The organism is Streptomyces sp. CA-251387 (genome assembly GCF_050936625.1).
Taxonomy (GTDB): domain Bacteria; phylum Actinomycetota; class Actinomycetes; order Streptomycetales; family Streptomycetaceae; genus Streptomyces.
On record NZ_JBNJMJ010000001.1, the window covers coordinates 1,250,004 to 1,272,357 of the forward strand.

Consider the following 22,354-nt stretch of genomic DNA (forward strand, 5'->3'; position numbering starts at 1 on the left):
GCTGACCACCACCACGTTGCCGTCAGGCAGAGGCGCGGCGCGTACGCAAGGAGGATCGAGAACTGATGGCAGGCAACTCGGACCCGCTCACGCCGCGGGCCAAGCTGGCCGTGACCGCGGGCAAGGCGGTCGCGGCGGCATCGCGCGCCGCGGGGCGCGGCAGCGGTTCGGTGATCGGTGGCCGGGTGGCCCTCAAACTCGACCCCGACCTTCTCGCCAAGCTCGCCCAGAACCTGGACGTCGTCCTGGTCTCGGCGACCAACGGCAAGACCACGACGACCCGGCTGATCGCGGAGGCCCTGCGGGCCGCGGGACCGGTTGTGTCCAACGCGCTCGGCGCCAACATGCCTGCCGGTATCACCTCGGCGCTGGCCGGGGGGTCCGACGCCCGGTACGGCGTGATCGAGGTCGACGAGAAGTACCTCGCCGGCGTCGCCCGGGACACCGAACCGAAGTGCATCGCCCTGCTCAACCTCTCCCGCGACCAGCTGGACCGTGCCGCAGAGACCCGGATGCTCGCCGAGAACTGGCGCGAGGGGCTCGCGGGGTCGAAGGCCGTGATCGTCGCCAACGCCGACGACCCGCTGGTCGTGTGGGCCGCCTCCTCCTCCCCCAATGTGATCTGGGTCGCAGCGGGTCAGATGTGGAAGGACGATGCCTGGTCCTGCCCGTCGTGCGGTGGTGTGATGCAGCGGCCGGGCGACGACTGGTTCTGCGGTGAGTGCGGCTTCCGCCGTCCCACGCCGAGCTGGGCGCTGTCCGGAGATCATGTGCTCGACCCGCACGGGTCCGCCTGGCCGATTCATCTGCAGCTGCCGGGGCGCGCCAACAAGGCCAACGCCGCCTCCTCGGCCGCCGTGGCCGCTGTGTTCGGGGTGCCGCCGCAGGTCGCCCTGGAGCGCATGTACCAGGTGCAGGCCGTCGCCGGGCGGTACGACGTCGTGCAGTTCCAGGAGCGGGATCTGCGCCTGCTGCTCGCCAAGAACCCGGCCGGCTGGCTCGAGACGTTCTCCCTGATCGATCCGCCGCCGACCCCGGTGATCCTCTCCGTGAACGCGCGCGGCGCCGACGGCACCGACACCTCCTGGCTGTGGGACGTCGACTACACGCGGCTGACCGGGCATCCGATCTGCGTCATCGGCGACCGCAAGCTCGACCTCGCGGTGCGGCTGGAGGTCGCGAACCAGCAGTTCCAGGTGTGCGACAACCTCGACCAGGCCGTGCAGCTGTGCCCGCCGGGCCGGATCGAGGTCATCGCCAACTACACCGCGTTCCAGGACCTGCGCCGCCGCGTCGGCAACTGACGGCCTCAGACGTACTCACGACGTACGTACGCATGACGTACTCACAAGGACAGTGACTTCATGAGCGACAACAGTCTGCGGGTCGTCTGGGTCTACCCGGACCTGCTCAGCACCTACGGCGACCAGGGCAACGTCCTCGTCGTCGAGCGCCGGGCCCGGCAGCGCGGCCTGGACGTGGCCCGCCTCGACGTGCGCAGCGACCAGCCGATCCCGACCTCCGGCGACATCTACCTGATCGGCGGCGGTGAGGACCGTCCGCAGCGGCTGGCGGCCGAGCGGCTGCGCCGGGACGGCGGTCTGCACCGGGCCGTCGAGAACGGCGCGATCGTGTTCTCGGTGTGCGCCGGCTATCAGATCCTCGGCCACGAGTTCATCAACGACCTCGGTCAGCGCGAGCCCGGCCTCGGGCTGATCGACGTGGTGTCCGTGCGGGGTGAGGGTGCCCGGTGCGTCGGTGACGTGCTCGCCGACATCGACCCGCGGCTCGGCCTGCCCCCGCTGACCGGCTTCGAGAACCACCAGGGCGTCACCCACCTCGGCCCCACCGCCCGCCCCTTCGCCCAGGTCCGCTTCGGCAACGGCAACGGCACGGGCGACGGCACGGAGGGGGCGTACAACGACACCGTCTTCGGTACGTACATGCACGGCCCGGTGCTGGCGCGGAACCCGCAGATCGCGGACCTGCTGCTGAAGCTGGCGCTCGACGTGAACGCACTGCCGCCGACCGACGACCGCTGGTACGAGGCTCTGCGCAACGAGCGCATCGCAGCTGCTCAGCAGCCTGCCTGACGGCTCGTGCGGCCGGCTGCCGGCCTGCTGTGACCAGCCCGTCTGACGGCCTGTCCGCACAGGTGAGCGGGGTCGTCCAGCAGGCGGACGCACGCTTCGGCCCCGCCCCCTGATGCCGCTAGGGTGGCGGGGATTCGAGCCGGACAACGTGGTCCGGTCCCGGCCCACGTTGAGAAGGTTTTTCGGGCTATGCGCATTGGTGTCCTCACGTCCGGCGGCGACTGCCCCGGCCTGAACGCCGTCATCCGGTCCGTCGTGCACCGCGCCGTCGTCGACCACGGCGACGAGGTCATCGGCTTCCGGGACGGCTGGAAGGGCCTCCTGGAGTGCGACTACCTCAAGCTCGACCTCGACGCGGTCAGCGGCATCCTGGCTCGCGGCGGCACGATCCTCGGCTCCTCCCGGGTCCAGCCCTCCCATCTGCGGGACGGCGTGGAGCGGGCCAAGGGCCACCTCGAGGAGCTCGGCCTCGACGCGATCATCCCGATCGGCGGCGAGGGCACGCTGAAGGCGGCCCGGCTGATGTCGGACAGCGGCCTGCCCGTCGTGGGTGTGCCGAAGACCATCGACAACGACATCGCCGTGACGGACGTCACCTTCGGTTTCGACACGGCCGTGGGTGTGGCGACCGAGGCCCTCGACCGGCTCAAGACCACTGCCGAGTCCCACCAGCGGGTCCTCGTGGTCGAGGTCATGGGGCGGCACACCGGCTGGATCGCGCTGCACTCCGGCATGGCGGCCGGCGCGCACGCCATCGTCGTACCGGAACGCCCCTTCGACATCGAGGAGTTGGCCAAGCGGGTCGGCGAGCGGTTCGAGGCGGGTAAGCGCTTCGCGATCGTCGTGGCGGCGGAGGGTGCCAAGCCGCGGCCCGGCTCCATGGAGTTCGACGAGGGCGGCAAGGACATCTACGGGCATGAGCGGTTCGCCGGGATCGCCCGTCAGCTGTCGATCGAGCTGGAGGAGCGGCTCGGCAAGGAGGCGCGGCCGGTGATTCTGGGGCATGTGCAGCGGGGTGGTACGCCTACCGCGTACGACCGGGTGCTGGCCACGCGGTTCGGGTGGCATGCGGTGGAGGCCGTGCACCGGGGTGAGTTCGGGAAGATGACGGCGCTTCGGGGGACGGACATCGTGATGGTGTCGCTGGCGGAGGCCGTGGAGACGCTGAAGACCGTTCCGGAGGAGCGGTACGACGAGGCGGAGTGCGTGCTCTGACACTCGCCGTAGGACTGCGGGTTGTTCGCAGTCTGCGGGTGGACCGTGGCTTGTCGCGCAGTTCCCCGCGCCCCTTTGGGGCGCGCTGCAATTGCCCCCGGTCGAAAGCTCGACCGGGGGCAGTTCTACTCTTGGGGCGGACACATCGCACAACCCCCCACGAATCAGGAGCCGGCGAATGGATCACAGCGGGCACGGCATGATCACGGATTTGCCGCCGTTCACGCTGGGAAGAGGGCTCGCGTGGTCGGCGGACCCGTTCTTTCTCGTCGCCTGTCTGGTGGGGCTCGCGCTGTACGCGTGGGGCGTCGTGCGGCTGCGGCGGCGTGGGGACTCGTGGCCCGTGGGGCGGACCGTCTCGTACGTCGTCGGGGTGCTGTCCGTGATGCTCGTCATGTGCACCGGGCTGAACGACTACGGCATGGTCATGTTCAGTGTGCACATGGTGCAGCACATGGTGATCAGCATGCTGTCGCCGATCTTCATCCTGCTCGGCGCACCCGTCACGCTGGCGCTGCGGGCGCTGCCGCCGGCGGGACGTGGGCGCAAGGGGCCGCGGGAGTGGCTGCTGGCCCTGCTGCACAGCCGGTACATGCGGATCATCACGCATCCGGCGTTCACCATTCCGCTGTTCATCGCCAGTCTGTACGCGCTGTACTTCACACCGCTCTTCGACTTCCTGATGGGCTCCAAGACCGGGCACATCGCGATGATGGTGCACTTCCTCGCCGTGGGTGTGGTGTTCTTCTGGCCGATCATCGGCGTGGATCCCGGTCCGCACCGGCCGGGGTATCTGATGCGGATGCTGGAGCTGTTCGCGGGGATGCCGTTCCACGCGTTCTTCGGTATCGCGTTGATGATGGCGTCGGCGCCGATGGTCGAGACGTTCAAGAACCCGCCCGCCTCGCTCGGTATCGAGGCCCTCGCCGACCAGAACGCGGCCGGCGGTATCGCCTGGGCGTTCAGTGAGATTCCGTCCGTGCTGGTGCTGATCGCGCTGCTGTTCCAGTGGTACCGCTCGGAGCAGCGGCAGGCCCGGCGAACGGACCGGGCCGCCGACCGGGACGGCGACAAGGAACTCGAGGCGTACAACGCCTATTTGGCCTCATTGAACGCACGCGGAAACTGAGGAAACCGAAAGGCTTCGCCTTTCAGTAGCATGAAGCGCGTCGGGGGAACCGCCGGGGGGAGCGGTAATGACGCTTCGCGTTTTCGTACACAGGTCCGGGAATGGGGCGATTCGGAGGATCGCCGTCCTGTTGGTCCTCGTTCTGGCGCTCAGCGGATGCGATCGGGACGTTCCGTTGTTCGTGGTGAAAGCCGTGGCCGCGGGAGTTCCGTCGCTCGCGCCCTTCTTCGACGAGGACCAAGGGCTGGGGCGGGACCAGCAGGTCCGGGCGCAGACGGCGCACGGGGGTCTGCAGCAGGGCGATACTCCCGGTCTGTACGGGGGTTCGAGGCAGCCGACGATCTGTGACGTCGTACGGCTCGAGAATTTCCTCACCGATCCCGCCCATGAGCGGAAGGCACAGGCGTGGGCAGCCGCGCTCTCGATCACCACGGCCGAGATTCCGGAATATCTCGATCGCCTCACGCCCGTTCTCCTGCGCCACGACACGCTCGTGAAGAATCACGACTACAAGAAGGAAAAGGCCGTCCCCTTCAACGCACTGCTTCAGTCGGGAATCGCGATTCTCGTCGATGCGGAAGGCCTTCCCGCAGTGAAGTGCTCGTGCGGAAATCCACTACGACCCTTCGAGGGTGACACGAATCGGATAAAGGTCGAGTTCGACGACCGCAACGAGGAGTGGAAGGGCTACGAGAAGTCGTCCGTGGTGGCCGTGCGCCCCGCCACGCGGACGGTGCAGCGGCTCGCTCTCGTCGACGTCGAGGAACCCGACCGGGGCATCGACCGTCCCGTCGGCACCACGGGTGAGGACGACACCGCGTTCGACACGCGTGAGCGGCGTGCGGTGCCCCACCTCGCCGGGACGACGTTCGGGCAGGCGAGCCGGAAGCTGGCCGACACGGGGCTGGCCGTCGTCTTCGAGGGCGGAGGGCTGCCGCCGGACGACGCCCGGGTCACGGCGTCGGATCCGCCGGCCGGGAGCAAGCTGCGGTTCGGGGAGTACGTGACGGTGAGCGTGGCCGGGGAGACGGCGTCCGAGGGGTCTTCCGGTGGCTCCTCCAAGGGGTCCTCCAGTGGGTCCTCCGGTGTGGGGTCCACTCCCCCGGCCTCCGGCACGTCCTCGACTCCGCCGACCTCGTCGTCCGGTCCCGGCAGCTCCGCACCCGGCAGTTCCGGGCCTGCCACCCCCGGGCCCACGAGCAGCCCCCCGTCCTCGTCGGCGCCGCCCTCCTCCGCCCCGCCGCCGAGCTCCACGCCGCCCCCGTCGACCAAGGACCCCACGACCAGCTCGCCGCCCCCGCCCACGACCGGTTCGCCTCCCCCGCCCACGACCAGCGCACCCCCGCAGACCACGAGCCCGCCGCCGACCAGCGCTCCCGCCACCAGCAGCGCCCCGCCGCCCAGGACGAGCCCGCCCGCCACGACGCCCCGGCGACCGGCGCGCCCTCCACCGACGTGCCCACCGCGAGCACGACCACCTAGCAGCCACGCATCGCCCCCGCAGAACCCGGGAGTCACCGGATGCCTTCAGGATCACCGACGTCGGGAGTGGGCCGGATCATCGCCGGCCGTTATCTGCTGCTGAACCGGCTCGGCAGCGGCGGCATGGGCCATGTCTGGCTCGCCCACGACCAGAGACTCGCCTGCGAGGTCGCGCTGAAGGAGATCGTGTTCCGGGACCCGGCCGAGGCCGACGAGCGTGAGGCCCGGGTGGCCCGCGCCCGCGCCGAGGCCCGGCACGCGGCGGGGCTGCGCGGGCATCCGCATGTGGTGACCGTGCACGACGTGCTGGAACACGAGGGCCTGCCGTGGATCGTCATGGAGTACGTGGCGGGCGCCGTCAACCTCCGTGACCTGGTCGATCGGCGCGGCCCGCTGGCGCCCGCGGAGTGCGCCCGCATCGGGCTCGCCGTGCTCGACGCGCTCACCGCCGGCCACGAGCGGGGCATCATGCACCGGGACGTGAAACCGGCGAACATCCTGCTGGCGCCGGACCGCACCGGGGCGCCGTACGGCCGGGTGCTGCTCACCGACTACGGCATCTCGGTGCAGCCGGACGCCGGGGAGACGCGGTACACGCTGGCGTCGGTGCTCGTGGGCACGTCCGGCTATCTGGCGCCGGAGCGCGTCACGGGCGGGGCGCCCACGCCCGCCACCGATCTGTTCTCGCTGGGCTGCACCCTGTACTACGGCATCGAGGGCCGGGGTCCCTTCGACCGCGAGTCGCATCTGGCGGAGCTCACCGCGGTGGTCATGGAGGAGCCCCACCCGGCCGCGCGGGCCGGTGCGCTGGGGCCCGTCCTGCCGGCGTTGCTGGAGAAGGACCCGGCACGGCGGATGTCCGCGGCTCAGGCGGAGGCGGCGCTGTCGCGGATCGTCACGCCGGAGGTCGACGCGTATGCCCGGACCCAGACCGACCTCGGTTCGCAGCCGCACTGGGGCGGGGCGCCGCCCCCGGGACCCGCGTCCGACGCGGCGGGGTTCGGCTCCCTGCCCCCCGCCGCGCAACGGCTGTCAGACGCAGCCGCTCGGCCCGGCGGCGCCGCACAGGGCTTCGGTTCGCATTCCGGATACTCCCCGCCGGGGCAGCCCGGCGGGCCGCAGGCCTTCGGCCTCGTTCCCGGCAGGCAGCCCCATACCCGCCCCCGCATCCTCCACGCGGTCCTCGCCGGCCTCCTCGGGCTGGCGCTCGCGGGGGCCGGCGTCTGGTACGCCATGGCCGAGCAGCCGGCCACCCAGGGGACGGAGCGGCCGTACGGCGACAGCGTCGGTCTCGGCACACCGCTGAAGGACGGTGACTGCGTGCTCGCCGACTGGCCCGGCGCCCCGTTCCGGGGCACGCCCCGGCTGAGTCTCGATCCGAGCTGCGGCGAGAAGGCGCCCGACGGGCAGGTCATGGCCTTCGTCGCCGCCGCGTCCGCCGCCGAGGCGCGCGAGGAGGGGCCGGCGGCGTGCGAGGAGCGGACCGAGGAGATCCGCGGGAGGCTCGCGGACGTCCGCGGCTTCGCCGTCGTACCGACCGAGGCGGGGTTCGACGCGGCCGGGCGGCGCACCGCCTGTCTGGTGCTGGGCGCGCACGGGCCGGTGTACGGCCCGCTGGGCGAGCACCGCGAGATGGGGGTGGCCTTCGCCGACACGGCGACCATGCAGCGACGGGACTGTCTGGACGTCCGCTCCCCCAGGGACGCCCGCCTGGTGCCCTGCGCCGACCCGCATGACGAGCAGGTGCTCGGGTTCACCCGGCTGGGCGCCGATGTCACGCCGGCCGAGGCGCGCACCGAGTCGGACACGGCGTGTGCCCGGAGCGTGCCGCCGCGTGACTACGGCTTCGACCCTTCCGTCTATACGGCCGGTTCCTGGACGAGCGAGGGGTCCTGGAAGAACGGCACTCATTTTGTCGTGTGCACCGTACGGAAGCAGAACGGGGGCACCATGGAGGGGGACGAACCATGAGGAGGGTGTTGCGATGCCCGGTTCTAGCGGTTCTACGGACGGTTCTACGAAGGCGATGGGGGTGGTCACCGTCGGCGGGCTCGTCGTGGTGACGGCCTACACGGTGGCGCTCGGGAGCAATGGCTGGCTGTGGTTCGGGTGGGTGGTGCTGGGGCTGATCACGCTGGGGATGGTCGTCAGCCGCAGCTGAGCCTCACCCCCGGGTGAGCCGCCCCGCGGAATGCACCCCCGGCTGGTACTTCGGCAGCCGGGCGGTGATCTTCATGCCTGCCCCTACGGCGGTCTCGATCACGAGGCCGTAGTCGTCGCCGTATACCTGCCGGAGCCGGTCGTCGACGTTCGACAGCCCGATACCGCCCGACGGGCTGACCTCACCGGCGAGGATGCGGCGCAGCAGGACGGGGTCCATTCCGGCGCCGTCGTCCTCGATGACGACGAGGGCCTCGGCGCCGGTGTCCTGGGCGGTGATCTGGATGTGGCATTTGTCGGCCTTGCCCTCCAGACCGTGCTTGACGGCGTTCTCGACGAGCGGCTGCAGGCACAGGAAGGGCAGGGCGACCGGCAGCACCTCCGGGGCGATCTGGAGGGTGACGGAGAGGCGGTCGCCGAAGCGTGCCCGCACGAGCGCCAAGTAGTGGTCGATGGCGTGGAGTTCGTCGGCAAGGGTGGTGAAGTCGCCGTGCCTGCGGAAGGAGTAGCGGGTGAAGTCGGCGAACTCCAGGAGCAGTTCGCGGGCGCGCTCGGGGTCCGTGCGGACGAAGCTGGCGATGACCGCGAGCGAGTTGAAGATGAAGTGCGGCGAGATCTGGGCCCGCAGTGCCTTGATCTCGGCCTCGATCAGACGGGTGCGGGACTGGTCGAGGTCGGCCAGCTCCAGCTGCACGGACACCCAACGGGCCACCTCGCCCGCCGCCCGCACCAGCACCGCCGACTCGCGGGGCGCGCAGGCGACGAGCGCGCCGTGGACCCGGTCGTCGACGGTGAGCGGGGCGACGACCGCCCAGCGCACCGGGCAGTCGGGGGTGTCGCAGGTGAGCGGGAAGGCCTCGCCGCGGCCCGACTCCAGCGGTCCGGCGAGCAGTTCCATGATCTCCGTACGGTGATGGCCGCCGACGCCGTCCCAGACGAGGACCTGTTTCTGATCGGTCAGGCCCAGCGCGTCGGTGCCGAGGAGTGAGCGCAGTCTGCGGGCCGACTTGCGGGCTGTCTCCTCGGTCAGGCCGGCGCGCAGCGGGGGTGCGGCGAGGGACGCGGTGTGCAGGGTCTCGAAGGTGGCGTGCTCGACCGGCGTGCCGAGGCCGCCGCGGTTCTCGGGGCGAGCCGTGCGCCGACCGAGCCAGAACCCGGCGGCGAGCAGCGGGAGGATCGCCACGCACAGGCCGGCGATGAATCCGCTCATACCCTCACCGCCTCATGCCGTCCGGCGATGAGATGCCTCATGCCGACGATGAGATGCCTCATGCCTTCACCTCCGCCCGCAGCTCCTCCGGCAGATGGAACCGCGCCAGGATCGCGGCCGTTCCGGGCGGGACCCGGCCCGGGGTGGCCAGGGACACCAGCATCATCGTGAGGAAGCCCAGCGGCACCGACCAGAGGGCGGGCCAGGCGAGCAGCGCGTGCAGTGCCCCGGAGCCCGGGAAACCGGCCATGGTCGCCGCGACGGCGAGCAGCGCCGAGCCGCCGCCCACCAGCATCCCGGCCGCCGCGCCGGGTGGGGTCAGCCGCCGCCACCAGATGCCGAGGACGAGCAGTGGGCAGAAGGACGACGCCGACACGGCGAAGGCGAGGCCCACCGCGTCGGCCACCGGCAGCCCGCCGACCAGGACGCTCGCGGCGAGCGGGACGGCCATGGCGAGGACGGTGCCGAGCCGGAAGTGCCGTACGCCCCGGGACGGGAGGACGTCCTGGGTGAGCACGCCCGCGACGGCCATGGTCAGGCCGGACGCGGTGGACAGGAACGCGGCGAAGGCGCCGCCCGCGACCAGCGCGCCCAGCAGGTCGCCGCCCAGCCCGCCGATCATGCGGTCGGGCAGGAGGAGGATGGCCGCGTCCGCGTCGCCGGTGAGGGTGAGTTCGGGGGCGTAGAGGCGGCCGAGGGCGCCGTAGACCGGCGGCAGGAGGTAGAAGGCGCCGATCAGGCCGAGCACGGCGACGGTGGTGCGGCGGGCGGCGACGCCGTGCGGGCTGGTGTAGAAGCGGACGACGACGTGCGGCAGGCCCATGGTGCCGAGGAAGGTGGCGAGGATCAGTCCGTACGTGGCGTACAGCGGGCGTTCGCCGCGGTTCTCCGCCTGCGAGGGCGACAGGCCGCCGCCCGCCCGGTGGTCGGGCTCGGGAACCTCGGCGCCCTGCGCGAAGGTGAGGCGGGTGCCGCTCTCGATGCGGTGGGTGCCGGCGGGGAGCCGGAGCTGCTTCTCGTCGTGGGTGCGGCCGTCGATCGTGCCGTTAACGGTGACGGTCAGCGGGCGGTCGAGCTTCACGTCGAGGGTGTCGTCGACGCGGACGACGCTGTGCTCGCGGAAGGTCGCCGGCTCGTCGAAGGCGTGGCGGGGGGAGCCGTCGCCCTGCCAGGCGAGGACCAGGAAGAGCGCGGGGACCAGCAGGGCGGTGAGTTTGAGCCAGTACTGGAAGGCCTGCACGAAGGTGATGCTGCGCATGCCGCCGGCGGCGACGATGGCGACCACGACGACCGCGACGATCAGCCCGCCGAGCGAGTCGGGCGCGCCCGTCAGCACGGTCAACGTCAGCCCGGCGCCCTGGAGTTGGGGCAGCAGATACAGCCAGCCGGTGCCGACGACGAAGGCGCCCGCGAGCCGCCGTACGGCCTGCGAGGAGAGGCGGGCCTCGGCGAAGTCGGGGAGGGTGTAGGCGCCGGAGCGGCGCAGCGGGGCCGCGACGAAGAGCAGCAGGACCAGGTAGCCGGCGGTGTAGCCGACCGGGTACCAGAGCATGTCGGGGCCCTGGACGAGAACCAGGCCCGCGATGCCGAGGAAGGAAGCGGCGGAGAGGTACTCGCCGCTGATCGCGGCCGCGTTGAGGCGGGGGCCGACGGTGCGGGAGGCGACGTAGAAGTCGGAGGTGGTGCGGGAGATGCGCAGGCCGAAGGCGCCGACGAGGATGGTCGCCAGGACGACGAGGGCGACGGCGGGGACGGCGTAACTGGAGTTCACGGCCGCATCGTTTCCTCGGGCTGAGCGGTCTTCATCGGTTCCTCGGGCTCAGCGGTCTTCGACGAGCCGTACGAAATCCCGTTCGTTGCGCTCGGCGCGGCGCACGAACCAGCGGGCCAGCAGGACCAGCGGGGCGTAGAGGCCGAAGCCGAGGACCGCCCATTCGAGGTGGCCGGCGTCCGGCATCGCGGCGAAGAGCAGGGGCAGCGGGCCGACGAGCAGGCCGAGGACGGCGAAGACGGCGAGGGCGGTGCGGAGCTGGGTGCGCATCAGGGAGCGGACGTAGGTGTGGCCGAGGGTGGTCTGCTCGTCGATCTCGGTGCGCGGTCGGTAGTAGCCGGAGACGCGGCGGGTGCGCCGGGGCGGGCCGGTGACGACGACGCGGCGTTCGGTCGGGTTCTGGGGCATCGTCACGGCCTCCTCATGAGCAGGTCCCGCAGCTCGCGGGCGTGCCGGCGGCTGACCTGGAGTTCCTCGGAGCCGACCATGACGCTGACGGTGCCCGCGTCCAGGCGGAGTTCGCCGATGTGGCGCAGGGCGACGAGATGGCGGCGGTGGATGCGGACGAAGCCGCGGGAGCGCCAGCGCTCCTCCAGAGTGGACAGGGGGATGCGGACGAGGTGGCTGCCCTTGTCGGTGTGCAGGCGGGCGTAGTCGCCCTGGGCCTCGACGTGGGTGATGTCGTCGACGGCGACGAAGCGGGTCACGCCGCCGAGCTCGACGGGTATGTGGTCCGGGTCGGGTTCGCTCACGGGTATGCGCGGGGCGGCGGTGTCCCGGAGCTCGGCGGCGCGGCGGACGGCCTCCGCCAGGCGTTCCTTGCGGACGGGCTTGAGGACGTAGTCGACAGCCTTGAGGTCGAAGGCCTGGACGGCGAAGTCCTCGTGGGCGGTGACGAACACGACGAGCGGCGGGTTGGCGAAGCCGGTGAGCAGCCGGGCCAGGTCGAGGCCGTCGAGGCCGGGCATGTTGATGTCGAGGAAGACGACGTCGATCGCCTCGGGCCCGCCCGGCCCCGACTCCAGAGCGCGGTTGATCCGGCGCAGCGCCTCGGTCGCGTCGCCGGCGCCCTCCGCGGTGCCGATGCGCGGATCGGCGTTCAGGAGGTAGAGGAGCTCCTCCAGCGAGGGGCGTTCGTCGTCGACAGCCAGGGCACGCAGCATGAACCCGGAGTGTAGGAGCAATTCGTACGCCTGCACACGTGCCTACGCGGGGACGTTCCCGCTGGATACAGTGCCGCCATGCACAGCACGCCCCCGCCGTTCGACGAACTCGACCGGAAGATCATCACCGCGCTGATGGCGAACGCCCGGACGAGCTTCGCCGAGATCGGCGCGGTCGTCGGGCTGTCCTCGACGGCGGTCAAGCGGCGCGTGGACCGGCTGCGGGACACGGGCGTGATCACCGGGTTCACGGCCACGGTCAAGCCGTCGGCACTGGGCTGGCGCACGGAGGCCTACGTCGAGGTGTACTGCGAGGGCGCGGCCCCGCCGCGGCGGCTCGCGGAGGTGGTCCGCAACCACCCGGAGATCACCGCGGCGATGACGGTGACCGGGGGCGCGGACGCGCTGCTGCATGTGCGGGCGCGGGACGTCGACCACTTCGAGGAGGTGCTGGAGCGCATCCGCGTCGAGCCCTTCATCCGCAAGACGATCAGCGTGATGGTGCTGTCCCATCTGCTCCCGGAGAGCCCGGAGGCAGGCGCGAGCCAGCCGGCACCGGAGTAAACATCGCGGCGCGCATCAATGCTGCGTCTCTCCGGAAAATCTCGCAGCATTCCTGCGCGGACACGCAATATTTCTTCCTTGTCGCTCGTATTCGGCGCTTTCTACCTTGGTGTCAACCCTCAGTCGACACTCCCAGGAAGCGGAGGAAACCCTCTGTGACCGAAACCCGTGTGCCGCGCCGGCGGCGGTATCTCGTCTGCGAACCCAGACACTTCGCCGTGCAGTACGCGATCAACCCCTGGATGCATCCCGACGCCCCCGTCGACGTCGACCTGGCCCAGGCGCAGTGGCAGGCGCTGATCAGCGCATACCGGGCCCACGGGCACACCGTCGACGCGGTGGAACCCGCCCCCGGCCTGCCGGACATGGTCTTCGCGGCGAACTCGGCGGTCGTCGTCGACGGCCGTGTCTTCGGCTCCCTCTTCCACGCGCCGGAGCGGCGCCCGGAGTCCACGCACTACGACACCTGGTTCAAGGCGGCGGGCTACGACGTGTACCGCCCCGAGTCCGTGTGCGAGGGCGAGGGCGACCTGGTCTGGACGGGCCGGTACGTCCTGGCCGGCACCGGATTCCGTACGACCCGCGAGGCGCATCGCGAGGTGCAGGAGTTCTTCGGGCATCCGGTGATCAGTCTGACGCTGGTGGACCCGCGCTTCTACCACCTGGACACGGCGCTGTTCGTCCTCGACGACGACAACATCGCCTACTACCCGGAGGCGTTCTCGCCGGGCAGCCGTGAGGTCCTCGCGCGGCTCTACCCGGACGCGGTGCTCGCCACCCGTGAGGACGCGATGGCGTTCGGTCTCAACTCCGTGTCCGACGGCCGCAACGTCTTCATCGCGCCCCAGGCCGAGGCCCTCTCCGCCGCCCTCGCCGACCGCGGCTATGTCCCCGTCCCCGTCGACCTGTCGGAGTTCCGCAAGGCCGGCGGCGGCATCAAGTGCTGCACCCAGGAGATCCGCTGATGACCGCTCCCGTCACCACCCGCTCGTCCGCCGACCTGATCCGCGCCGAGGAGCCGGTCCTGGCGCACAACTACCACCCGCTGCCCGTGGTCGTCGCCCGCGCCGAGGGCACCTGGGTGGAGGACGTGGAGGGCCGCCGCTACCTGGACATGCTGGCCGGTTACTCGGCGCTGAACTTCGGCCACCGCCACCCGGCGCTGATCGAGGCGGCGCACCGCCAGCTGGACCGCCTGACCCTGACCTCCCGCGCGTTCCACAACGACCGCCTCGCCGAGTTCGCCGAGCGGCTGGCGGAGCTGACGGGCCTCGACATGGTGCTGCCGATGAACACGGGCGCCGAGGCGGTGGAGAGCGGCATCAAGGTGGCCCGCAAGTGGGCGTACGAGGTGAAGGGCGTCCCGGCCGACCGGGCGACGATCGTGGTCGCCGCGGAGAACTTCCACGGCCGTACGACGACGATCGTGTCGTTCTCCACGGACGAGACGGCGCGGCAGGGCTTCGGCCCCTTCACGCCGGGCTTCCGGATCGTGCCGTACAACGACCTGGCGGCCCTGGAGGCGGCGGTCGACGAGACGACGGCGGCGGTGCTGCTGGAGCCGGTCCAGGGCGAGGCGGGCGTGGTCATCCCCGACGACGGCTACCTGGCCGGGGTGCGTGAGCTGACCCGCCGCGAGGGCTGCCTGTTCATCGCCGACGAGATCCAGTCGGGCCTCGGCCGTACGGGCCGTACGCTCGCGGTCGAGCATGAGGGCGTCGTCCCGGATGTCCTTCTCCTCGGCAAGGCGCTGGGCGGCGGCATCGTGCCGGTGTCGGCCGTGGTGGCCCGACGGGACGTGCTCGGGGTGCTGCGGCCGGGCGAGCACGGCTCGACGTTCGGCGGCAATCCGCTGGCCGCCGCGGTCGGCACGGCGGTGGTCGAGCTCCTGGAGACGGGTGAGTTCCAGCGCCGGGCCGCCGAGCTGGGAGTGGTCCTGCGGGGCGGTCTGGCGGCCCTGGTCGGCAAGGGCGTCGTCGGTTTCCGCGCGCGGGGCCTGTGGGCGGGCGTCGACATCGACCCGGCGTTCGGCACGGGGCGCGAGATCGGCGAACGGCTCCTGCGCGAGGGCGTCCTGGTCAAGGACACCCACGGCTCCACGATCCGCCTGGCTCCGCCGCTGACGATCACCGTGGACGAGTTGCAGGGGGCGCTGGGGGCACTGGAGAAGGTCCTGGGCTGACCCACCCCGCCGCACGTAGCAGCCCGGCAGCCCGACTCCCTGACCATGGGGGTCGGGCTGCCGGCGTTCCGGCCGAGGGCATGCCCGCCACCCGCCCACCCGGCCCCCGCAGAGAGGCGGCGTTGCCCGGAAGGGTGAAGATGGGGACAAGAGGTGGTAGACCGCTCTCAGCGACAGAGAGGTCGGCCGTGGGCACACACGAGGAGCAGGGCGTAGCCAGGCAGGGGTTCGACGTGGCGGACGCCGCGCCTCTGCTGCTCGACGCGCGGGGTCTGGTGACGGGGTGGACCAGGGACGCGCAGCGGCTGCTGGCGTACGTCGCCTCCGAGGCGGTGGGCAGGCCCATCGCCGAGCTGTTGAGCGCGGAGGACGCCGGTCGGGTCCCGGAGCTGATCGAACGGTGCCGTGCGGAGGGCGGCTGGGCAGGGCTGCTCACGGCCCGGCACCGGGACGGAGCGCCCGTCAGGCTCATGGTGCGGATCACGCCCACGCACGACGGCCAGGGCCCCTCGCACTGGCTCGTGCTCCTGTCGGAGCTCGGTGACGCACACGGCTGGGACATGAGTCGCCACACCCTGGAGCAGATGGTCGCCCGCTCCCCCGTCGGCATAGCCATCGTCGACACGAACCTGCGCTACGTCTGGTCGAACGCGGCCCTCGCCCAGTTCGGCGGCGGGCCCCCGCCCCACCGGCTCGGTATGCGCCTCGCGGACATCCAGCCCGGCCTGGACGCCGAGTCCATCGAGGCCCAGATGCGCCGCGTCCTGGCGACCGGCGAACCGATCGTCGGTTACGAGCACGTGGGCCACGCACGCTCCGCCCCGCTGCGCGAGACCGCGCACATGATGTCGTTCACCCGGCTCGACGACGGCCACGGCCACCCCACCGGCGTGTACTACACGGTGGAGGACATCTCCGACCGGCACCGCGCCCGGCAGCGCCTGGCCCTGCTCGACCGCGCCGGCGAGCGCATCGGCCGCACGCTCGACATCACGCGCACCGCCCAGGAGCTGGCGGACGTGGCCGTACCAGGACTCGCCGACCTCGTCACCGTGGACCTGCTCGAGTCGGTGCTGCGGGGCGGCGAGCCCGTGGCGGGGCCGCTGAGCGACACGGATCCGGTGCCGCTGCGCCGGGCGGGATACGGGTCGGTCAACGGAAGCGTGCCGGTGACCGTCGTCGACATCGGCGCGGTGGTCACCTATCCGGCGCAGTCGCCTCCGATCCGCTGCCTGAGGACGGGCAAGTCCTGGCGTGAGGAGAAGCTCGATCCGCTCGGCGAGGCATGGGCCCAGCATGCGCGCGGCGGCCAAGCCGCCATCTTCCTCGAACTGGGCCTGCACAGCGTGATGATCGTGCCGATCCGCGCTCGGGGCGTCACCCTGGGCGTCACCACCTTCTTCCGCACCCACCGCCAGGAGGCCTTCGAGGAAGACGACCTCAACCTGGCCGAGGACCTCGTCTCACGCGCCGCCGTCTGTGTCGACAACGCCCGGCGCTACACCCGCGAGCGCGACGCGGCGCTGGTCCTGCAGCGCAGCCTGCTGCCGCACCGGCTGCCGGAGCAGGACGCGGTGGAGGTGTCCGCCTGCTACCGGCCGGCCGACGAGCTGACCGGCCTCGGCGGCGACTGGTACGACGTCATCCCGCTGTCGGGCGCCCGCGTCGCCCTCGTGGTGGGCGAGGTGCCCGGGCACGGCATCGACGCCGCGGCCGCGATGGGGCGGCTGCGGACCGCCGTACGGACGCTCGCCGCGCTGGACCTGCCACCCGAGGAGGTGCTGGCCCATCTCGACGACCTGGTCGCGCGGTCGGCCCGCGAGGAGGGTGTGGAGCCCGGCGAGGAGGAGTCCGACAGCGCGCAGGGCGTGGGGTCCGGGTGCGTGTACGTCGTCTACGACCCGGTCGACGGGGCGTGCACCATGGCGGCCGCGGGCCATCCGGCGCCGGCCGTCATCATGCCCGACGGCCACGTCGCCTTCGTCGACCTCCCGCAGGGCCCGCCGCTCGGCGTGGGCGGTCCCCCCTTCGAGTCGGTTGAGCTGGCCCTGGCCGCGGGCAGCACGCTGGCGCTGCACACCGACGGGCTGCTGGCGGGCGGGGACGACTGGGCCGTGGACGCCGACCGCGGTCGGCTGCGGCGCGCCCTGGAGCAGCGCGCGGCCTCGCTCGACCTGCGCTGCCGGACCGTCGTGGACGCCCTGGTCCCGGACCGCCCGCACGACGACGTGGCCCTGCTGATGGCCCGCACCCGGCTCCTCGGCGCGGAACAGGTCGCCGACTGGGACCTGCCCGCCGACCCGGCCGCCGTCGCCGACGCCCGCAAGACGGCTGCCCGGCAGCTGGCGGAGTGGGGGCTCGAGGAGCTGGTGTTCACGACGGAACTGGTCGTCAGCGAGCTGGTCACCAACGCCATCCGGTACGCGGCCGGCCCCATCCGACTGCGCCTGATCAGGGAGCGCGCGCTGTTCTGCGAGGTCTACGACGGCGGCGCCACCGCCCCCCACCTGCGCCATCCGCGCACCACCGACGAGGGCGGGCGCGGGCTGCTGCTGGTCTCGCAGTTCACCCAGCAGTGGGGCACCCGCTTCGTCCCCGAGGGGAAGATCATCTGGGCCGAGCAGTCCCTGACGGATCCGTCGCCCTGACCTGCCGGATCGGCGCGAATGCAGTACACCGATACATACGTCATACGGCGTGGGACACCGGACAGGTCCCGGTGGTGAGGCGGGAGCCATGAAAGAGACGGCGATCGACTACGAGGCGGTGTTCCAGGCCCTGCCCGGAATGGTGGCACTGCTGACCCCGGAGCTGGTCTACGCCGACGCCAACGAGGACTTCCAGCGGCTGACCGGGCGCACCCGCGAACAGCTGGTGGGCCGGTACATCTTCGACATCTTCCCCGAGAATCCCAACGACCCGGCGGCGGCCGGCATGCGCGACGTCCAGGCGTCGATGCTGCGCGTGGTGGCCGACGGTGAGCGCGACGCGATGGCGCTGCAGCGCTACGACGTCGAGGACCCGTCGCGTCCCGGCCACTGGGAGGAGCGCTACTGGAGCCCGATCAACGCGCCCGTCCGCGGCCCGGACGGGAAGGTGCAGTTCGTCCTGCACCGGGTGGAGGAGGTCACCGAACTCCTCCATCTGCGCGGCCTGCGCGGCGGCGGCGGTGACAGCCGGGCGCGGGTGCTGGAGGCCGAGCTGTACACCCGCGCCCGTGAGCTGCAGGAGGTCAACGACCGGCTGCGGCAGGCCCACGCCCGTGAGCGCGAGGTGGCCCTGGCGCTGCAGGAGGCGATGCTGCCCGCCCGGCGGCAGGTGGGCAACCACCGGGCGGCGGTGCGCTACCGGCCCGCGGTCGGCGCGCTGAACGTGTGCGGTGACTGGTACGACCTGGTCGACCTGGTGGGCGGCAACCGCATCGCCGTGTCCGTGGGCGACGTGGTCGGCCACGGCCTCGCGGCGGCCGGCGTCATGGGCCAGCTGCGCAGCGCGCTCACCGCCACCTCCCGGGTCGCCGCCGGCCCGGCGCAGGCGCTCGACGTGCTGGGGCGGTACGCCCATGTGGTCGACGGCGCCGAATCGGCCACCGCGGTCACCACGTTCGTCGACTTCGAGGCCCGCACCGTCACCTACAGCAGCGCGGGCCATCCGCCGCCGGTGCTGGTGCACGCCGACGGCCGCGTGGAGTTCCTCGACCGGGCCACCGACACACCGCTGGACGCCCGCCCCGATCCGATCCCGAGACCGCAGGCCGTCACCACGTACACCGAGGGCGCCACACTCGTGCTGTACACGGACGGCCTGATCGAACGCCGCCGGGAGGACATCGACACCGGCCTGACCCGGCTCGCGGACGCCCTCGTCCGCCATCGCGGAGCCGACCCCGAGACCCTCGCCGACGCCGTCCTGCTGGAGCTGCTGCCGCCGGGAGGCGCGACCGACGACACGGCGCTGATCATCGTGCGGCTGTGATGGACGAGCAGACGCGACGGCTCCCCGCAAGGGCAGGCCACCTGCCACCCAGCAACCGCGATCACGCCAAACCACGCCCTCGGGTTGCCGCACACCGACCCCGGACACCAGGCTGGTCCGGCGGTCCTCCCCACCCGCAAACGAAGCCGCCCACCGAGTTCCTGACATCCAGTCAGGCACATCGTGATAGGTCGGCACCCGTCCGTCCCGCCCCGGTTCCGGCCCGTCACCCCTGCGCCTACACTGGCAGCCCCACGGCACGCTGGTTGACCTGCCAGAACACGGCGGCCCGAGCTGATCGCCCGAGTGAGGAGCGCCCCTTTGTTCTACTACCTCCTGAAGTACGTGTTGTTGGGACCTCTCCTGAGACTGTTCTTCCGCCCTCGCATAGAAGGCCTCGAGCACATACCGACCACGGGCGCGGCCATCGTCGCCGGCAACCACCTGTCGTTCTCGGACCACTTCCTGATGCCGGCGATGCTCAAGCGGCGCATCACCTTCCTGGCGAAGAAGGAGTACTTCACGGGCCCCGGCCTCAAGGGCCGCCTGACCGCGGCCTTCTTCCGCAGCGCCGGGCAGATCCCGGTCGACCGCACCGGAAAGGAGGCGGGCCAGGCCGCGATCCGTGAGGGACTCGGCGTCCTGAGCAAGGGCGAACTCCTCGGCATCTACCCGGAGGGCACCCGCTCGCACGACGGCCGCCTCTACAAGGGCAAGGTCGGCGTCGCGGTGATGGCGCTCAAGGCCCAGGTCCCGGTCATCCCCTGCGCGATGATCGGCACGTTCGAGGCACAGCCGCCCGGCAAGATCATCCCGAACATCCACCCGGTGACGATCCGCTTCGGCGAGCCCCTCGACTTCTCCCGCTACGCCGGCATGGAGAACGAGAAGGCCATCCTGCGCGCCATCACCGACGAGATCATGTACGCGATCCTGTCACTGTCCGAGCAGGAGTACGTCGACCAGTACGCGGCCGTCGCCAAGGCCGAGGAGGCCGCGGCCAAGGTGGAGAAGGAGCGCAAGTTCCCACGCATGCCCATCAGTTGACGCAGTGAAGGGCGGCCGACGGGGACGGCGGCGGCTCTCAGCCGCCGAGGGAGTCGAGCGCCTCGTCGAGCACCCTGCGCAGCCGCAGCGCGTCCGCCGCCACGGCACTCACCAGGGCGGCGGGCCCGGCCAGAGGCATGACGGCCGCGTTCTCCCCCAGCACCCGGGCCGCCACCGCAGCGTTCGCGAACTCCGGCCGTACGACGACGAGTTGACCGACGGCTCGACACCCGCCGAGCCCGGCCGGCCCGTCCCAGCCTCCCGGCGCACCGGGCCCGCAGCAAAGCTCCTGATCGAGGACCACCCGGCCCGCGACACCCACCCGGATCCGGCTGCTCAGCCGCCCGGGCTCCTCTCCCACCCGCCCGAGCACCTGCTCCTCGCGCAGCACGAGCCGCCCCGTCGTGCCGACGTCGACGCGGGTCGTGACGTACAGATCACTCCCCCGGGCGGAGATCAACTGCTCGGGCAGCCAGTGCAGTTCGCCGCCGTCGGCGACGGAGAGCCGTACGTCGTAACGGGCCTCTCCCTTGCTCTGCCCCGGCAGCGCGATGGTGGCGGCGGCCGACCCCACCCGCAGCCGGGCGCCGGCCTCCACCTCGGCCTCGACACGGAAGCGATCACCACCGAGCGGCCCGCTCATCGCGCCGACGAGCACGACCCGCGCCTCGGCGCCGCTCCCCCGGGTCCGCCTGAGGGCCAGCGGCCCGTCACTGTCCAGCACCGGCAGCGACGTACCGCCCCGCCCGTCGTCCCGGGCGACGATCCGCGCAACGGCACGCACCCCACCGGCCACGGTCATGCCGTCCACGCCGCGAGCTGCGCCCGCACCCAGTCGGCGACGTCCCTCACACCGGCCTCGCTCCTCAACGACTGGAAGACGACCGGTAGTTCGGCCCGCTGCGCCTTGGCGTCCGCCGCCATCCGCGCCAGGTCGGAGCCGACGTACGGCGCGAGGTCGGTCTTGTTGACGACCAGCAGATCGGCGGTGGTCACCCCGGGGCCGCCCTTGCGCGGGATGTCGTCACCCCCGGCCACGTCGATCACGAAGATCTGCGCGTCGACGAGCCCCTTGGAGAAGGTGGCGGTGAGGTTGTCCCCACCGGACTCGACGAGGATGAGATCGAGCGGGCCCACCTCGTCCTCCAGGTCCTCGACGGCTTCGAGGTTCGCGGAGATGTCGTCCCGGATCGCGGTGTGCGGACACGCCCCTGTCTCCACGGCCGTGATCCGCTCGGGCGGCAGCACGGCCTCCCGCAGCAGGAACTCGGCGTCCTCCCGCGTGTAGATGTCGTTCGTGACGACGGCAAGCGACAGTTCGTCACGCAGCGCCCGGCAGAGCGCGGCAACGGTGGCCGTCTTACCGGACCCGACGGGCCCTCCGAGCCCGATACGCAGGGCCCGACGCGATCCGTCGGGCCGGTGCGCGTCGGCGCTGACGGCGGAGGGACCGTCGTGGGAGTGGTCGAGGTGCATGGGGCGGCTCCTTTCATACGGGCCGGCGTTCGGCGGCTCGGACTCTCGACGCCGCTCGGCATTTCAGCCCGTCCGGCGTTTGAGGACGAGGCCCTTTCGGGGCCGACGGGGATCCAGGGGACGGAGCCCCCTGGCGGGGTGGAAGGGGCGGAGCCCCTTCAGGACGGGACGGGTAAGGGCGGCGGGGGCAACCTCCTACGACGCGAACAACCGAACAGGCCAAGCGGCATGCGACTCCGCTCCGATCTCCAGCAACACCCCCGAAGCCGCCGGCAACGCATCGACCCCGTCGTCGACCACCCGCCGAGCCGCCTCCACCGCCCGATCCGCAACCCGGTCCACCTCCGGCGCCAACCGCGCCAGCACCCCCGTGGCGTCAAAGGGATCAAGGCTCAGCAACCGCACCGTCGCACTCGCCGCCCCGCTCACACTCTCGTACGCCGCACAGTACGCGGCATCCACCGCCCCCAGCCCGGCCGCCCGAGCCGCCAGCCCGAGCACCACCGGCTGATGCGCCCCCTTGGGAAACTCCCGCGCCACCGCGTCGAGCTCCCCGGACGGCCAGGTCGCCCGAGCCGCCCTCATCAGCTGACGCCCGAGCTTGCGCGCAGCCGTGCGCAACGCGGGCGACGGAGTACGGGCGTCGGCTGCCCGATCCAGGGCACCGACGTCGACCCCGAGCGCGGCGGCCGCCGCAAGCGAGGCCGCGACGAGCCCCGCCGTGTGCAGCCGCCCCCGGCAGAAGTCCTCCAGGCTCCCGGCCCCGGTGATCCGCCCGGCCTTGACGGCCGCCTCCGCCCCGCCGGAGTGCGCATGCCCCCCGGCGGGAAAGCGGCCGTCGGCCAGGACGAGGAGTGCTGCCCGGGACATCACGACCCACCCCTGGA

20 protein-coding genes are annotated in these 22,354 nt (G+C 71.8%); 13 read left to right on the forward strand and 7 right to left on the reverse strand.

Annotated elements, in window-relative coordinates; translation table 11 throughout:
- Window positions 1-65 precede the first annotated feature (65 nt).
- From ACQEV2_RS05430 to ACQEV2_RS05460, 7 genes are all read left to right on the forward strand, one after another.
- Window positions 66-1,304 (forward strand): MurT ligase domain-containing protein, encoded by a 1,239-nt coding sequence (locus tag ACQEV2_RS05430; protein WP_433037074.1) that lies wholly within the window; start codon window positions 66-68, stop codon window positions 1,302-1,304.
- 60 nt (window positions 1,305-1,364) lie between these two features.
- Window positions 1,365-2,093, forward strand: a complete 729-nt coding sequence (locus tag ACQEV2_RS05435) for a type 1 glutamine amidotransferase (RefSeq protein ID WP_433037076.1) — start codon at window positions 1,365-1,367, stop codon at window positions 2,091-2,093.
- A 189-nt stretch (window positions 2,094-2,282) separates the two neighbouring features.
- A complete protein-coding gene (locus ACQEV2_RS05440) occupies window positions 2,283-3,308 on the forward strand; it encodes a 6-phosphofructokinase (protein ID WP_433037078.1) in 1,026 nt (341 codons plus the stop codon).
- 178 nt (window positions 3,309-3,486) lie between these two features.
- Window positions 3,487-4,437, forward strand: a complete 951-nt coding sequence (locus tag ACQEV2_RS05445) for a cytochrome c oxidase assembly protein (protein ID WP_433037080.1) — start codon at window positions 3,487-3,489, stop codon at window positions 4,435-4,437.
- Window positions 4,438-4,504: 67 nt separating this feature from the next.
- Entirely contained in the window at window positions 4,505-6,022 is a 1,518-nt protein-coding gene (locus tag ACQEV2_RS05450; RefSeq protein ID WP_433037082.1) for a DUF6777 domain-containing protein, read from the forward strand.
- Window positions 5,959-7,890 (forward strand): protein kinase domain-containing protein, encoded by a 1,932-nt coding sequence (locus ACQEV2_RS05455; protein ID WP_433037084.1) that lies wholly within the window; start codon window positions 5,959-5,961, stop codon window positions 7,888-7,890. Before ACQEV2_RS05450 ends, ACQEV2_RS05455 begins: the two co-directional genes overlap by 64 nt.
- Before the next feature lie 13 nt (window positions 7,891-7,903).
- On the forward strand, window positions 7,904-8,080 hold the full coding sequence (locus ACQEV2_RS05460) for a hypothetical protein (protein WP_433037086.1): 177 nt from the start codon (window positions 7,904-7,906) through the stop codon (window positions 8,078-8,080).
- 3 nt (window positions 8,081-8,083) lie between these two features.
- On the opposite strand, the gene ACQEV2_RS05465 is transcribed toward ACQEV2_RS05460, so the two are convergent.
- Genes ACQEV2_RS05465 through ACQEV2_RS05480 form a run of 4 tightly spaced genes read right to left on the reverse strand, consistent with a single transcriptional unit; the run spans window position 8,084 to window position 12,223 of the window.
- Window positions 8,084-9,289 carry a sensor histidine kinase gene (locus tag ACQEV2_RS05465; RefSeq protein ID WP_433037088.1) on the reverse strand — a complete coding sequence of 402 codons (1,206 nt, stop codon included), beginning with the start codon at window positions 9,287-9,289 and terminating at the stop codon, window positions 8,084-8,086.
- 58 nt (window positions 9,290-9,347) lie between these two features.
- Window positions 9,348-11,060: a cation acetate symporter gene (locus ACQEV2_RS05470; RefSeq protein ID WP_433037090.1), complete on the reverse strand. Its 1,713-nt coding sequence runs from the start codon at window positions 11,058-11,060 to the stop codon at window positions 9,348-9,350.
- Between the two features lie 48 nt (window positions 11,061-11,108).
- Complete coding sequence (locus tag ACQEV2_RS05475) at window positions 11,109-11,468, reverse strand: hypothetical protein (protein ID WP_433037092.1); 360 nt, start codon at window positions 11,466-11,468, stop codon at window positions 11,109-11,111.
- Between the two features lie 2 nt (window positions 11,469-11,470).
- Window positions 11,471-12,223 carry a LytR/AlgR family response regulator transcription factor gene (locus ACQEV2_RS05480; protein WP_398824251.1) on the reverse strand — a complete coding sequence of 251 codons (753 nt, stop codon included), beginning with the start codon at window positions 12,221-12,223 and terminating at the stop codon, window positions 11,471-11,473.
- 78 nt (window positions 12,224-12,301) lie between these two features.
- Here ACQEV2_RS05480 and ACQEV2_RS05485 point away from each other — a divergent pair, with 78 nt between their 5' ends.
- From ACQEV2_RS05485 to ACQEV2_RS05510, 6 genes are all read left to right on the forward strand, one after another.
- Window positions 12,302-12,787, forward strand: a complete 486-nt coding sequence (locus tag ACQEV2_RS05485; protein WP_433037094.1) for an Lrp/AsnC family transcriptional regulator — start codon at window positions 12,302-12,304, stop codon at window positions 12,785-12,787.
- A 155-nt stretch (window positions 12,788-12,942) separates the two neighbouring features.
- Window positions 12,943-13,752, forward strand: a complete 810-nt coding sequence (ddaH, locus tag ACQEV2_RS05490; RefSeq protein ID WP_433037096.1) for a dimethylargininase — start codon at window positions 12,943-12,945, stop codon at window positions 13,750-13,752.
- On the forward strand, window positions 13,752-14,969 hold the full coding sequence (rocD, locus tag ACQEV2_RS05495; protein WP_433037098.1) for an ornithine--oxo-acid transaminase: 1,218 nt from the start codon (window positions 13,752-13,754) through the stop codon (window positions 14,967-14,969). The genes ddaH and rocD overlap by 1 nt, the downstream gene beginning before the upstream one ends.
- A gap of 188 nt (window positions 14,970-15,157) precedes the next feature.
- The gene (locus ACQEV2_RS05500) at window positions 15,158-17,617 is read left to right on the forward strand and encodes a SpoIIE family protein phosphatase (RefSeq protein ID WP_433037100.1); all 2,460 of its coding nucleotides are present in this window, start codon (window positions 15,158-15,160) and stop codon (window positions 17,615-17,617) included.
- Window positions 17,618-17,705: 88 nt separating this feature from the next.
- The gene (locus ACQEV2_RS05505; protein ID WP_433037102.1) at window positions 17,706-18,944 is read left to right on the forward strand and encodes a PP2C family protein-serine/threonine phosphatase; all 1,239 of its coding nucleotides are present in this window, start codon (window positions 17,706-17,708) and stop codon (window positions 18,942-18,944) included.
- A gap of 321 nt (window positions 18,945-19,265) precedes the next feature.
- Entirely contained in the window at window positions 19,266-19,991 is a 726-nt protein-coding gene (locus ACQEV2_RS05510; protein WP_433037104.1) for a lysophospholipid acyltransferase family protein, read from the forward strand.
- A 37-nt stretch (window positions 19,992-20,028) separates the two neighbouring features.
- Here ACQEV2_RS05510 and ACQEV2_RS05515 read toward each other — a convergent pair whose 3' ends face one another.
- The 3 genes from ACQEV2_RS05515 to ACQEV2_RS05525 form a co-directional block, all read right to left on the reverse strand.
- On the reverse strand, window positions 20,029-20,793 hold the full coding sequence (locus ACQEV2_RS05515; protein ID WP_433054217.1) for an urease accessory protein UreD: 765 nt from the start codon (window positions 20,791-20,793) through the stop codon (window positions 20,029-20,031).
- Window positions 20,790-21,467, reverse strand: coding sequence for an urease accessory protein UreG (gene ureG / locus ACQEV2_RS05520; RefSeq protein ID WP_433037106.1), 678 nt, complete (start codon window positions 21,465-21,467; stop codon window positions 20,790-20,792). Before ureG ends, ACQEV2_RS05515 begins: the two co-directional genes overlap by 4 nt.
- Window positions 21,468-21,662: 195 nt before the next feature.
- Window positions 21,663-22,337, reverse strand: coding sequence for an urease accessory protein UreF (locus ACQEV2_RS05525; RefSeq protein ID WP_433037108.1), 675 nt, complete (start codon window positions 22,335-22,337; stop codon window positions 21,663-21,665).
- Window positions 22,338-22,354: the final 17 nt, after the last annotated feature.

Coding starts and splice junctions, on each gene's coding strand:
- ACQEV2_RS05435 (WP_433037076.1), top strand. CDS start 1,365: ATGAGCGACAACAGTCTGCGGGTCGTCTGGGTCTACCCGGACCTGCTC.
- ACQEV2_RS05460 (WP_433037086.1), top strand. CDS start 7,904: ATGCCCGGTTCTAGCGGTTCTACGGACGGTTCTACGAAGGCGATGGGG.
- ACQEV2_RS05430 (WP_433037074.1), top strand. CDS start 66: ATGGCAGGCAACTCGGACCCGCTCACGCCGCGGGCCAAGCTGGCCGTG.
- ACQEV2_RS05440 (WP_433037078.1), top strand. CDS start 2,283: ATGCGCATTGGTGTCCTCACGTCCGGCGGCGACTGCCCCGGCCTGAAC.
- ACQEV2_RS05485 (WP_433037094.1), top strand. CDS start 12,302: ATGCACAGCACGCCCCCGCCGTTCGACGAACTCGACCGGAAGATCATC.
- ACQEV2_RS05465 (WP_433037088.1), bottom strand. CDS start 9,289: ATGAGCGGATTCATCGCCGGCCTGTGCGTGGCGATCCTCCCGCTGCTC.
- ACQEV2_RS05480 (WP_398824251.1), bottom strand. CDS start 12,223: ATGCTGCGTGCCCTGGCTGTCGACGACGAACGCCCCTCGCTGGAGGAG.
- ACQEV2_RS05445 (WP_433037080.1), top strand. CDS start 3,487: ATGGATCACAGCGGGCACGGCATGATCACGGATTTGCCGCCGTTCACG.
- ACQEV2_RS05515 (WP_433054217.1), bottom strand. CDS start 20,793: ATGACCGTGGCCGGTGGGGTGCGTGCCGTTGCGCGGATCGTCGCCCGG.
- ACQEV2_RS05455 (WP_433037084.1), top strand. CDS start 5,959: ATGCCTTCAGGATCACCGACGTCGGGAGTGGGCCGGATCATCGCCGGC.
- ACQEV2_RS05505 (WP_433037102.1), top strand. CDS start 17,706: ATGAAAGAGACGGCGATCGACTACGAGGCGGTGTTCCAGGCCCTGCCC.
- rocD (WP_433037098.1), top strand. CDS start 13,752: ATGACCGCTCCCGTCACCACCCGCTCGTCCGCCGACCTGATCCGCGCC.
- ACQEV2_RS05450 (WP_433037082.1), top strand. CDS start 4,505: ATGACGCTTCGCGTTTTCGTACACAGGTCCGGGAATGGGGCGATTCGG.
- ACQEV2_RS05475 (WP_433037092.1), bottom strand. CDS start 11,468: ATGCCCCAGAACCCGACCGAACGCCGCGTCGTCGTCACCGGCCCGCCC.
- ACQEV2_RS05525 (WP_433037108.1), bottom strand. CDS start 22,337: ATGTCCCGGGCAGCACTCCTCGTCCTGGCCGACGGCCGCTTTCCCGCC.
- ureG (WP_433037106.1), bottom strand. CDS start 21,467: ATGCACCTCGACCACTCCCACGACGGTCCCTCCGCCGTCAGCGCCGAC.